General features: G+C 65.6%; 11 protein-coding genes. 3 read left to right on the forward strand and 8 right to left on the reverse strand.

Translation table 11 applies throughout. The features are described from left to right. Positions 1-311: 311 nt before the first annotated feature. The 8 genes from HNP00_RS19185 to HNP00_RS19220 all read right to left on the reverse strand — a co-directional run bounded on the left by HNP00_RS19185 (position 312) and on the right by HNP00_RS19220 (position 8,836). Positions 312-857: a cysteine hydrolase family protein gene (locus HNP00_RS19185; protein ID WP_184741321.1), complete on the reverse strand. Its 546-nt coding sequence runs from the start codon at positions 855-857 to the stop codon at positions 312-314. A gap of 70 nt (positions 858-927) precedes the next feature. Then, complete coding sequence (locus HNP00_RS19190; protein WP_184741322.1) at positions 928-2,577, reverse strand: ABC transporter substrate-binding protein; 1,650 nt, start codon at positions 2,575-2,577, stop codon at positions 928-930. Between the two features lie 69 nt (positions 2,578-2,646). Then, positions 2,647-3,495 carry an ABC transporter ATP-binding protein gene (locus HNP00_RS19195; RefSeq protein WP_184741323.1) on the reverse strand — a complete coding sequence of 283 codons (849 nt, stop codon included), beginning with the start codon at positions 3,493-3,495 and terminating at the stop codon, positions 2,647-2,649. Beyond that, positions 3,492-4,553: an ABC transporter ATP-binding protein gene (locus HNP00_RS19200; protein ID WP_184741324.1), complete on the reverse strand. Its 1,062-nt coding sequence runs from the start codon at positions 4,551-4,553 to the stop codon at positions 3,492-3,494. The genes HNP00_RS19195 and HNP00_RS19200 overlap by 4 nt, the downstream gene beginning before the upstream one ends. Continuing rightward, a complete protein-coding gene (locus tag HNP00_RS19205; RefSeq protein WP_184741325.1) occupies positions 4,550-5,416 on the reverse strand; it encodes an ABC transporter permease in 867 nt (288 codons plus the stop codon). The genes HNP00_RS19200 and HNP00_RS19205 overlap by 4 nt, the downstream gene beginning before the upstream one ends. Further along, entirely contained in the window at positions 5,413-6,393 is a 981-nt protein-coding gene (locus HNP00_RS19210; protein ID WP_221451659.1) for an ABC transporter permease, read from the reverse strand. The genes HNP00_RS19205 and HNP00_RS19210 overlap by 4 nt, the downstream gene beginning before the upstream one ends. Continuing rightward, positions 6,390-8,018 (reverse strand): amidohydrolase, encoded by a 1,629-nt coding sequence (locus tag HNP00_RS19215; RefSeq protein ID WP_184741326.1) that lies wholly within the window; start codon positions 8,016-8,018, stop codon positions 6,390-6,392. Before HNP00_RS19215 ends, HNP00_RS19210 begins: the two co-directional genes overlap by 4 nt. Before the next feature lie 167 nt (positions 8,019-8,185). After that, positions 8,186-8,836: a C45 family peptidase gene (locus HNP00_RS19220; protein ID WP_260405068.1), complete on the reverse strand. Its 651-nt coding sequence runs from the start codon at positions 8,834-8,836 to the stop codon at positions 8,186-8,188. Positions 8,837-8,848: 12 nt separating this feature from the next. Here HNP00_RS19220 and HNP00_RS19225 point away from each other — a divergent pair, with 12 nt between their 5' ends. The 3 genes from HNP00_RS19225 (at position 8,849) to HNP00_RS19235 (ending at position 12,400) form a co-directional block, all read left to right on the forward strand. Beyond that, positions 8,849-9,871: a LacI family DNA-binding transcriptional regulator gene (locus HNP00_RS19225; RefSeq protein WP_184741328.1), complete on the forward strand. Its 1,023-nt coding sequence runs from the start codon at positions 8,849-8,851 to the stop codon at positions 9,869-9,871. 394 nt (positions 9,872-10,265) lie between these two features. Next, the gene (locus HNP00_RS19230) at positions 10,266-11,738 is read left to right on the forward strand and encodes an APC family permease (protein ID WP_260405069.1); all 1,473 of its coding nucleotides are present in this window, start codon (positions 10,266-10,268) and stop codon (positions 11,736-11,738) included. 23 nt (positions 11,739-11,761) lie between these two features. Further along, positions 11,762-12,400 carry a TetR/AcrR family transcriptional regulator gene (locus tag HNP00_RS19235; protein ID WP_184741329.1) on the forward strand — a complete coding sequence of 213 codons (639 nt, stop codon included), beginning with the start codon at positions 11,762-11,764 and terminating at the stop codon, positions 12,398-12,400. Positions 12,401-12,407: the final 7 nt, after the last annotated feature.

Consider the following 12,407-nt stretch of genomic DNA (forward strand, 5'->3'; position numbering starts at 1 on the left):
CCCTCGGCTGGAAAACCCCCGCCCAAGCCCTCCAAGGAATTCTGGAAGAATCAGCAGCATAAGGACGTGTTGCAACGACCACTTGAATCCGCCGGCGATCCTCCTTCACTTATGCAGCATTTTCCCGAACGCTCCTTCACTTTTGCGGCAATATTCACAAACGCTCCTGCACCTCCTGCACCTATCGCCGACAAAGGTGAGCGAGCGTCTGGGGGCCAACGCCCGACGGCGGGCTGCCGCACCGAAGTGCCGCAGCCCGCCGTCGTTCCAGGTTCCGTGCGCAGCGTGGTCAGGTCTTCTACCGAAGGCCCCTACTGGGCGATGATGTCTTGGAATGAGACCACGCGGGCAAAACCGTCGCCAAGGGCTGCGACGAAGGCGGCGTGAACCATCTCGCCCGGGACCCTGACCCCGCCGAATTCAAGATCCGGGGCGGCGCATGCGTCATGGACCAGAGCAACATCGAACCCCTGTTCCGAGGCCGCCCGCACACTTGAATCCACACACATGCTTGTCATCATCCCGGCCACAACCAACTCACTCGCGTCAAGCCTCGTGAGCACATCGCAAAGTTCAGTGCCATCAAAGGCATTTGGCGAAGCCTTGACGATCACAACTTCCCCTGGGAGCGGCTTCACCGCTTCGTGGATCTTGACACCGGCGGTCCCCGGTCGCATGAAGCTAGCCTCCGGCTCGTCCCACACATGCTGAACATGCAGCACCGGCTCGCCACCACGGCGGAAGGCAGCAACAACAGACGCGGCAGCAGCAACCGCCGCATCTGAGCCGACAAGCGGGTATGCGCCCCCGGGAAAGTAGTCGTTTTGAATGTCGATGACGAGCAGTACGCGGCTCACTCATTCCATCCTGTTTGGGGTTTGACTTGGCCCCCTCCGGGGGTGACGAGCTCCAGCTTCGCGGTAGGTGCTACTGGGTTCCGCCGAGATGCGCGGCCCAGGGGTAGTAGACGTAGGAGAACGCCGCCGGCGCACCGGTGATCTTCTTGTTCATCCACACCGTGTTGTCGAGCTTGACGCCCGGGACCATCGGGAGCAGCTCGTTGTGGAGCTTCGTCTCGATGTCGGCCACGAGCTGCGCGCGCTTGTCAGGGTCAGCGGTTGCGACGGCCTCGGTGTACTGCTTGTCGACGCCGTCGTAGTTGTACTGGTTGAACAGGCCGCCCGAGACCGCTGTGGTCACGAGCCAATCGAGGGGGTTCGGGATGTTCGGCCAGAACTGCGTGTAGAGGATGTCGACTCCGGCGCGGGTCGCGGGATCGTACAGGTAGTTGGTGTAGCCGGTCTGCGGGACGACCTTGAGCTCGAAGTTGAGGCCGATGCGGCCTGCCGCGTCCTTGATTGCGATGCCCAGTTGTTGTGTCTCCGCGGCATCCGGGACGACCATGACGATCTTCTTGGCCTTCACGTCTGCCGGGAGTCCGTCGACGATCTTCTTCGCGTCGTCATACTGGACAGACGCCGGGTCCGGAAGGGACTTTTCGAGCGCATCCATCGGCGTCTTGGCGAAGCCGAACACGGTCGACGGCGTCTGGAGCTTGATCGGGGCACCTGTCCCGCCGAAGGTCTGCTTCGCGATGCCGGCCCAGTCGATCGCCTCCTGGAGCGCCTTGCGCACCTGCGCGTTGCTGCCCGCACCCTGCGGATTGGCCCACACCATCGTGGTGTTGAACGGGGCGGGACCCTCCGTGAACGTCCCAACGGGGGTGTTCTTGAGCTGGGCGATGCTCGCAGTCGGAACGTTGAACGTGCCATCGATCTGACCCGCGAGGAGGCCCGACGTGATGGCCGCGCCGTCGGTCACGAACGTGAAGTCGATCTTCTTCGCCTTGGGCGTGAGGTCCGCGTTCCAATAGGAGTCATTGCGGGATACCGAGATCGACTGGCCTTGCGTCCACTTGTCGAACTTGAACGGGCCCGTGCACATGAGGCCGGTCGACGGCGAGCCGAAGTCCGCCGAGTGGGCCTCGAAGAACTTCTTCTCGACGACGACGCCAGCGTAACTCGCGAACTCGTCGTTGATGAGGTAATCGGGCGACTTGAGCGTCACGGTGACCTGGTTCGGTCCCGTCACGGCGATTTTGTCGACGTTGCCGAAGAGGTAGTTGTAGAGGCTCGTCTTGTCGGTGAGGTTGTGCTGGAGGCTGAATGCGACGTCGTCCGCCGTCATCGGTGTGCCGTCCCAGAATTTGACGTCACTGCGGAGGTCGTAGACCCAGTGCAGCGGGTCAGGGTTCGAGAATTTGCTGGCGAGATTGGGTTTGATCTGGGAGTCCGGGGTCTGCAGGAGGAGGTTCTCGCACATGTTGGAGTTGATCATGTTCGGTGTGTAGTCGGCGGACTTGTACGGGTCGATCGTCTGGGGCTCGCCTTCGAAGACGTTCCACGTGATCTTCTCGACTTCGGACTTGGCCGAGGCTGTCATGATGGTCGAGCCGGAGGCGCTTGTGTTGTCCTTGGCCTTCGCGGGACCTCCGCCCGAGCACCCTCCGACGAGGGCGGTGACGAGCAAGCCCGCAGCGGCGACGGCCACGCGGGACCGGACACGGTTCTGGTTCATGATGTGTTCTTCCTGATGGGGGGCGAAAGTCAGACAGGGTGGATCAGGTGTTGGGGTGGGCCGGATTGCTCATTTGACGGTTCCGGGCTGCCATCCCGCGTGGGGGACGCTGTCCCGCAGGAGCCTCGTGTAGGGGTCCTGGGGGCTGTCGAGCACGTTGGCGGTCTGCCCCTGCTCGACGACTTGGCCGTGCCGCATGACGATGGCCGTGTCGGTGATCTGCCGGATCACGGCAAGATCGTGGCTAATGAACACGTAGCTGACTCCACGCTGTTCGCGGATGTCGGCCAGCAGATTGAGGATCTGGGCCTGGATCGACACATCGAGGGCCGAAACGGCCTCGTCGAGGATGAGGATTTTCGGCTCCGCCGCTAGCGCTCTCGCGATCGCGACGCGCTGGCGCTGGCCGCCCGAAAGCTCGCGCGGGAGGGCCCGGAGCTGGCGCTCCTGAAGGCCTACGAGTTCGCCGAGCTCGCGCACCCGCCCATTGAGGGCCGAGCCGGAGAGCCCGAAGTGAAGCCGCACGACCTCGCCGAGGCAGTCCCCGACCTTCTGGCGCCGGTCGAGGGATGTGTATGGATCCTGGAAGACGATCTGGATGAGCCGTCCGCGGGCACGCAGGTCCTTGATCCGGCGCGCGGGCCGGGTAAGGTCGGAACCGTCCACGAGGATCCGGCCCGCGGTGGGTTGTTCGAGGCCGATGAGCATGCGCGCGGTGGTGGTCTTGCCGGAGCCGGACTCGCCCACGATTCCGAGCGAACCGCCCTCGTGGAGCTCGAAGGATATCCCGTCGACGGCCACGGCTTCCTTGCGACCGCGTCCGAACGTCTTCCGTAGTCCATCAACCGCAAGGATGGGTTCCGTGCGCCCTGCGCCGGATGCCGCCGTCGTCGGTTCCGTTCCGGGTGCCGCGATCATCGCGCCACCTCCTCTTCAAGTCCGGCACTGTCCCCAACGCCGGCACCGTCTCCAAGTCCCCCGCTGTGTTCCGCAGTCGCGAGGAGATGCCCGCGAAGCTCCGCCGCACGGCGGCAGCGGCTGTATGCAGCATCGCCCATGCTTTCGAGCGGCGGGAGCGCAGCGCGGCACGCGTCCTCCGCGAAACGGCAGCGTGGGGCGAAGGCGCACCCGTCTGGCGCTTCGAAGGCCGACGTCGGGTGGCCGGGGATCGCGGGCAGGCGCGGCACGCGTCGGTCGATCTCCGGGCGCGCCTGCATGAGCGCGGCACTGTAAGGGTGCAGCGGATCCGTGTGGAGCCGAGAGGAGTCCTGGTGTTCGACCATCGCACCCGCGTACATGACCACCGTGCGGTCGCACACCGCGGCCGCGAGCTCGAGGTCGTGCGTGATGAAGAGCATTGCCATGCCGTACTCGCGCTGGAGGCGCGCGAGGATCGCCATGACTTCGCTCTGGGTGGTCACGTCGAGCGCGGTCGTCGGCTCGTCAGCGAGGATGAGGCGCGGCTTCACCGCGAGGCTCGCCGCGATCATGACGCGCTGGAGCAAACCGCCGGAGAGCTCGTGCGGGAACTGCTTGAGGCGCCGCTCGCCGTCGTGGATTCCCACCTCGGCGAGGAGTTCGACGGCGCGGCGTTCCGCTTCGCGTGGCGGGACCTTGCCGTTGATGCGCATGGCCTCGGTGAGGAAGTCGCCGATCTTTCGCACGGGGTTCGTATGCGCCCGGGGGTCTTGGAAGATCATCGACACGTCGCGCGAGCGGAACTTGCGGAGCGCGTCTCCGCGCAGGTCGAGGACGGACGCGCCGTCGAACCTGATGGACCCGGTGGTGCGGGCGCCGGGCGGGAGGAGGCGCGCGATACTGCGCACCGTCATCGACTTCCCCGAGCCGGATTCGCCCACGAGCCCGAGCGTCTGCCCGGCCTCCAAGCTGAACGAGACATCCTGGAGGACCGTGCGGAACTCCCCTGCGACGGGGAGCTGGACGCTCAGCCCGTCGACTTCGAGCAGGGCGCTCATGAGCGGTTCTCCGATCGCTTGACGAGTTCGTCGCCGAGGCTGTTCGCGGCGGCGACGGTGATGACGATAAGCAGACTGGCCCAGAGGGCTTCCTGCGGCTCTAGCTGCAGGATGCCGGCCATGCCGCTTCCGATCATGGCGCCCCAGTCCGCGGTGGGCGCCTGGACGCCGAGGCCGATGAAGGACAGGGCCGCGAGGTCAATGAGCGCGAAGCCGAACGAGAGGGTGGCGTTCGCGCTGATGAGTCCGGCGATGTTCGGCAGGATGTGGCGCAGGCTGATCGATGTGCCCCGAAGGCCCTGGACGCGGAGTGCCGCAACATACGGAAGCGAGCGCTCTCGCAAGGCCGCGCCCCGCACGATGCGCGCAATGTAGGGCGTGTAGGAGATCGAGAGAGCGATGACCGCGGCCTGGAGGCCCGTGCCGAAGATCGACGTCGCGAGGATGGCGAGGAGGAGTCCCGGGAACGCGAACACGGCGTCGATCACGCGGGCAATGGCGCTGTCGAACCAGCCCCCGATCCACACGGCGGACAGCGCGAGCGCCGTCCCGAGGACGGTCGAGGCGACGACAACGAGGAGCGGGCCTACGAGTGAGGTGCTCGCACCTGAGAGAAGGCGCGAGAAGAGGTCGCGTCCGCTCGCGTCCTGGCCGAGGAGGTGTTCGGGGCTCGGGCCCGAGTAGGCCCCCGAGAGGTCGACGGCGTTGGGGTCGACCGTGACGAGGAGCGGCCCAAAGATCGCGAGGAGCGCGACGACGGCGAGCACGGCCGCGGCGCACCACCCCAGAATGCTCAGGTGGCGTCCGAGGGGACGCTTTCGGGTGCGCCGGCGTGCCTCGGCGATGGCAGCAAGGGCGGTCATGGCTTTCCTCCTCCGACCGAGACGCGCGGGTCGAGGATCGAATACGCGAGGTCGATGACAGTGTTCAAGATGATGAAGGCGGCGACATAGACGAGGCAGATGGCCTGCACCACGGGGAAGTCCTTCTGCTGGACGGAACTCACCAGGAGGCTTCCAACCCCATTGAGCTGGAAGACCTGCTCTACGACGACCGTGCCCGAGATCATGCCCGCGAGCGTGAGGCCAAGGACTGTGAGCACCGGAAGCGATGCGTTGCGCAACACATGGCGGCGGACGACGACGCCGTACGGGAAGCCGCGACCGATCGCGGTCTGAACGTGGTCGGCGGAGATCTCTTGGCGGATGGCCGCCTGCGAGAGCCGTGCGACGAAGGCGATCGAGGCGAGCGAGAGGGCGAAAGCCGGCAGGACGAGGTGATACACCATGTCGATGGGATCTGTCCCCACACCGAAGACCGGGAACCATCCGAGCTCGACGGCGAGGACGAGCGTGAGCACCACTGCGGCGACGAACGTCGGCACGGCCATCGCCGCCGTCGACATCCCCATGAGGGCGTTCGACGCGAAACCTGGCTTGAGGCCCGAGAAGATGCCGATCGCAAGGCCGACGAAAGCAACGAGGAGCGCGCTGAGGGCAACAAGCGCGACCGTCGTGCCGATCCGTTGCGCGAGAAGCGAGCTCACCGCGTCCTTGTAGAGGATCGAGCGGCCGAAGTCGCCTTGGAGGATCCCGCCGAGCCAGCGGACGTACTGCATCGCGAACGGCTCGTCGAAGTGGTACTGCTGGTTGATCTGTGCAATGGCATCAGGCGTCATCGAACGGCCGTGGGTGAGGAACGTCATCGGCGAACCCGGCGCGAGATACAGGGCGCCGAAGACGACGAAACTTGACGCGAGAAGCGTCGCGAGCAGCCCGCCGATGCGGCCGCCAAGGAAGCGGATCGTGTGCCAAGCGGCGCGTGCTGCCGGCGAGTTCATCGGGCCACCGCCGCTACCACAGCGTGGACGTCGCGCCCGCCGACCACGGTCCGTACGATCGAGGCCTCGAGGAGTTCCTCGACGGGCCCCTCGAAGACGTTGCGGTCGACGACGACGAAGTCCGCGAGGAGGCCCCCGGCGAGTCGGCCGATCCTGTCCTCGGCCCGGCACGACCACGCGGCGTCGCGCGTCGCATGGGTGACGGCCTCGTGGAGCGGGAGCGCGTAGCCCTCGATGTTCGCCGGGAGCGAGAGATCGAACGCGGAGCGACGCGTGGCGGCGACGAACATGTTGGGCAACGGCGCGTAGGGCGAAGTGGGCGAATCCGTGCCGAAGGCGAGGGTCGCGCCCGCGTCCGTCACCTCGGGCCAGGGGAAGCCACGCTCGATCCGCTCGTCGCCGAGTTTGGCGCGCCAATTCGCCTGGATGGCCGGATCAGCATGGACGGGCTGCATGCTCGCGGTGATCCCGAGGGCCGCGAGGCGCGCGATGTCGGCCTGCTCAACGACCTCGAGGTGCTCGATCCGGTGGCGGCGCGGTGCCGGGCCGTTGGCTGCAACGGCCCGCTCGACGGCGGAGATCGCGATGCGCACGGCTTCGTCGCCTATCGCGTGCATCGCCACTTGGAGGCCTGCGGCGTCGGCCGCCGTCACTACCAGCGCCAGGGATTCCACGTCCCAGATCGGGTCCGCGAGCGAACCGTCGGCGTACGGGCGGCCGAGCGACGCCGTGCAGCCGTCCACCGTGCCGTCCACCATGACCTTGATCCCGACGACGCGCAACCACGGCGAATCGTGCCGGGCGGCAAGCTCGACGGCGTGCGCGACCTGGGCGAGATCCTCGGCGGGGTCTTCAGAGCGGTAGACACGGTAATGGGCGGAGATGCGCGCCGTGAGCCTCCCGGCTTCCTCGGCGCGGACCATGGCGGCCAGGTCGCCGTCGTCGAGGCCCATGTCGGTCGCCGCTGTGACGCCGGTAGCGCGGTAGCCCGCGAGGGCCGCCTCGAGATGGCGGTCACGGTCGGCGTCGCTCGCGTTGCCGTCGAGGTGGGGCCACACGAGCTGTTGCATCGCGGTCTCGTCGATGTAGCCCGACGGATCGCCTGCCTCGTCGTGCGCGATCGCGCCGCCCGCAGGTGCCACGGTATTGCGGTCGATGCCGAGCTCGGTGAGGGCCGCGGTGTTGAGCCAGATCGAGTGGTAGTCGTAGGTCTGCACGTAGACCGGGCGGCCAGGGACCACCGCATCGAGCATCTGGCGGGTGGGGCGCCCGCCCGGGACCGTGCCCGGGAGCCAGCCTTGGGCACGGACGCGCGGGGCGTCGGGGTTCTCGGCGGCCCAGCGAGCGACGCGGCGCTGGATCTCGCCGAGGTCACGCGCGCCCCACAGATCGGCCTGGCCTGCGGCCTCCCCTGTCCCGACGATGTGGGCGTGGCCGTCGACGAAGCCGGGGAGGACGAGGGCGCCGCCGAGGTCCTCCTCCTCCGCGTCGGCGCCCGCGATGCGCCGCGCGGTCTCCTCGTTCCCGACGTAGGCGATCTTGTTGCCGTCGACCACGAGGGCTTCCGCCCAAGGAGGTTGATCTGCGGTGAAGAACCGCGCTTTGACATATAACTTTGGAGCCACTGCGGGGGCCTGCCTTGCCTTCGAGTCAGCTGGAGCGCTGGGGGGAGGGGGAAATCGCCATTCAGGGGAGATAAATGAATGGCGTTCGTTTATTAGAACAGTGATGCGGATCACGGTCAAGAGTTTTCGACTTCGTGACCGCGCGGGGCACGCAGGTCGCCTTGGTCTTAGGCGACGAGTGTCCGCCAGACGCCATTGCGAGCCTCAATCGGGCTGCCTGCCGCAAGACGCGCGGTGCGCGAAGCTGGCTCGAGCTGCACGGTAGCGAGTGTGGCCACCCGTTCACCGAACGGCAGGGACAAGTCAGGTCGGTGGCATAGAAGTGGCTGCCCAGGATCCGAGTAGAGGAAGGCGAGAAGGTCGTCACTCGTGCGTGGTGCTGGGTACTCTTTGAGACGGCTCCGGATGAGGTCGTAGCGTTCACCGGAGTCGGGTTGGGTGTATTCGGTCTTCTCGTCGGCCTGCGCTTCAGGACTCAGGAAATGGTTGGTTCGGACCACCGTGCCGTTGACGGGCTCGATCACGAACACCCCTACCGGCGTAATGTCTGCGGTGACCGCGGTTCGCGAGTCGAAGAGGGTGAAGGAGCCGGATGACGTGTAGGCGGTCGGTAATGCTCTGCAAGGTAATCCTTCGCTTGGGTGTGGGATCAACAAAAAGTGAGGGAGCGTCCGGTGATGAGCGCCCGTACTTCGCTTGGTAGGGGGCCGCCCCAATCGGCTGCTGATTGCTGTAGTGACGCTAATCACCCAAAACGTTTTGGGCAAGACTTTCGAGAAAATTACCAAAACGATTTCGGCGAGGCTTCCGGAGGGCATACCCTTGCAGCCATGACGCAGCGAAACTCACGCTCCACCATCCGCGAAGTCGCCAGGGAAGCCGGGGTCTCCGTGACCACCGTTTCCCATGCGCTCAGCGGAAAGGGAATAGTCGCAGAATCGACGCGTGCGAAGGTCGTCGAAACCGCTCGGAGGCTGCGCTACCGGCCCAACGCCGTCGCCAGCGGTCTTCGAAACAATCGCCTGGGCATCCTTGCGCTCGTCCTTCGCCCGCTGGACACCCTCGAGTCATTCCTGCCGGAGGGCGTGGACTACTTTCTGCGCTTTGCTGGAGCCGCCTCACTGAGCGCCCTCGAACACGGCTACGGACTCATGCTGCTCAGCGACCCCACCTTGCCGGATGCGCCGAGCATCTCGCTTGCGGCCGATGGCTTCATCATCACGGAACCTGTGGAGAACGATCCCGTCATCGATTTACTGCAAGCCGAAGGAATTCCCTTGCTCACCGTCGGCAAGGACCTCGGCCGGCCCCACTACGACGCCTGGATCGAGCCCCGCACCGCCAAGATCACCAGGCACGTCCTCGATCACCTGGAGGAGAACGGGGCAGCCCGGGTGGCGATCGCCATCGGAACCGACCGCAACTCCTGGAACATCACCACTGAAGCCAGCTACCGGGAATGGTGTTCCGAGCGGGGCCAAGAGCCAATCGTCGTGACCCAGCGGGAAACGAGCGGCACCCTTGGCGGAAGGGCTATCGGCGAGGAGATTCTCTCGATGACAGATCGGCCGGACGCCGTCTACTGCCTCACGGGGCGCCATGCGGCCGGAATGATGGCCCGACTAGGAGAGGCCGGCATCGCTTCCCCCGCGGACATCCTGATCGTGGCCGGCTCAGACTCAGAGCAGACCCGCAACAGTGTCCCGCCCATCAGCGCCATCGATCTCGAACCGGAGGTTCTGGCGAGGGCCGCTATCGCCGCACTGGTGGAACAGTTAGTCGGGATTCCAAATAGAGGCAGCGAAGCCGGAACCGACGGCCGCTTCATCATCCGAGGTTCCAGCCAGCGCTAGGGTCACAGCAACCCTCCGTCACCTATGCGGGCCCTCCCCCCGACGCTCGCTCACCTTTAAGCCCATCCGGCCAAACGCTCCCTCACCTTTAGGGCACAAAACCGGAACGCTCGCTCACCTTTAGGCCCTTCCGGCCAAACGCTCCCTCACTAGATGGAGCGTCGCCAAAAGAGACGCCGAAAGTGAGCGGGCGTCGTGGGGGTAGTGCCCGACGGCGGCTGCCGCGCCGAAGTGCCGCCGGCCGCCGTCGTCGGCCCCTTTGGGCCCCAGAAGTGAAGGAGGGTTGCTCAAAAAGGCGACAAAGGTGAGGGAGCGTCACCGAAAAAGGCGACAAAGGTGAGCGAGCGTCGGCGCTCTCTTGACTCAATCATGTGGTACCCCTCACAATAAGTGAATGGCTTTCACTAAAGAAGAGGCGGCAATGACGCCGCCCGTAACTTCCAGCCCCGAGGCTGGACTGAAGAAGAACGCAATCGGCACTCGCGACATCGTGTTCATGTTGGTGTCGGCGGCCGCACCGCTGACCATCGTCGTCGGCATTGCCCCACTCGCACTCGCGGTCGGCGGCGTCGGCGCCCCGTCCATCTACATCGCCGCGGCCCTGGGTCTGGGCCTGTTCGCCATCGGTTTCATGGCACTCACCCGGCATGTCCGGTCCTACAGCGGCTTTTACGGCTACATCTCGAAAACCCTCGGGCGCGTGGTGGGCCTAGGCTCTGGCTTGACCGCATGGATGAGCTACAACGGCCTGCAGATCGGCCTTTACGGACTGCTGGGCATCCAGGCGAACCTCGCCGTGAAGTCCTTCACCGGCGTGGAACTTCCCTGGTGGCTCTACGCGATCGTGGCAATCGGGGCCGTCTGGTACCTGGGCTGGCGCGGGATCGACGTCGGCGCGAAGGTCCTCGCCGTCCTGCTCACCCTCGAAACGGCGATCGTCGCGATTGTCGCCGCGTTCGTCCTGGCCCAGGGCGGCGCACACGGCATCGGCTTTGAATCGTTCAGCCCCGAGGCCATCTTCTCTCCGCAGTTCGCAGCCGTCCTGGGCCTGGGCTTCTCAGCCTTCATGGGATTTGAATCCGGAGCGCTCTACCGGGAAGAAGCCCGGGACCCGGACCGGAGCGTTCCACGTGCCACGTACATCTCCATCGCCTTCATCGGCGCGTTCTACGCCTTCGCCGTCTGGATCATCGTCCAGGCCTTCGGAGCGGACGCCGTCCAAGCGTTCGCCGCAGGCCACCTCGACGCCGGGGACACCGCCTACATCGCAGCGGGCAACTTCGCCGGCCCCTGGTGCGTGAACCTCATGAGCGTGCTGATCGTCACCAGCATCTTCGCCGCCCAACTCTCCTTCCACAACACCATCAACCGCTACACGCTTTCCCTCAGCCGTGAGGGCATCTTCCCGAAACGAGCAGGCCGGATCAGCCCGCGATACCGCACCCCCTCAGTGGCCGGCTTCGACCAGACGCTCCTAGCCCTCGCCCTCGTGATCGGCGCGGCCCTGTTCCACCTGGACCCCTTCACCCAGTTCCTCATCTGGACCAACACTCCGGGCGTGATCGGTATCCTCCTCCTGCAAGCACTCACCGGCGTCGGCGTCGTGGTCTTCTTCACCCGACTCAAGGACCACGGCCTACGCTGGTACGTCATCCCCTCCGCCGTGGCTGCCACCATCATCATGTGCGTGGTGACCTACCTCATGGCCACAAACGCCCAACTGCTCACCGGCCTCCCTGCCGGAGACCCCGTCAACACCACGCTCCTGGTTTTCGCGCCCCTCCTGTTCGGCGCCGGAACCGTGCTCGCCCTCGTCCTGCGCCGGATGAAACCAGCCGCCTACCAACGCATCGGCCACGCCGAATGAGCCCCGGAGCCTAGGCTTGAGAGATGCAGACTCCCAGCAAGACCAGCCAGCTAGGACGGCCCAGGACTCCGCGGCTTTCGCGGAAAGCAATCGGCCGTGCGGCGCTTGAGATGTTCCAAGAGGAAGAGAGCCTCTCAATTCCCAGGCTTGCGGAACGTCTCGGCGTCCGGCAGTCATCTTTCTACAAGCACGTCACGGGCCGCCAGGAGATCGTCGAGCTGGCCCGTGGGGCGTTGGTTGAGAGGGCCCCTATGCCCGAGCTGAAGACCGGCAACCTGGACGAGGTCATCCGTCTGACCTTCGATGCCCTCCGAAAGGCGTACAGCCTGGTGCCGGCGCTCCTCCCCCTGTTGCTTACGCAGCCGGTGTCACACCCGGCAGCCTTGGAACTCTACGACCGGTTTGTCGAAGCGTTCGAGTTCGCGGGGACGCCAAAGCACCTGGTCATCCCCACATTGGAGACCCTTGACAGCGCCGCGATTGGCGCGAGCCTCGACGCAATGACCATGGAATCCGCGTGGAGCATCGCTGATGAGGAGCAAGACACGTATCCCCACCTGTTCGCGGCGCAGAAAGCCGTCGCAGAGCACCCCGTAGACCGATTCGCCTTCCTGGCCGATGTCCTCTCGGCAGGATTGCGGGCAGCCATCGGCGACGCCTGATCCTTCC

It is taken from the genome of Arthrobacter sp. AZCC_0090, assembly GCF_014207375.1.
Taxonomy (GTDB): domain Bacteria; phylum Actinomycetota; class Actinomycetes; order Actinomycetales; family Micrococcaceae; genus Arthrobacter.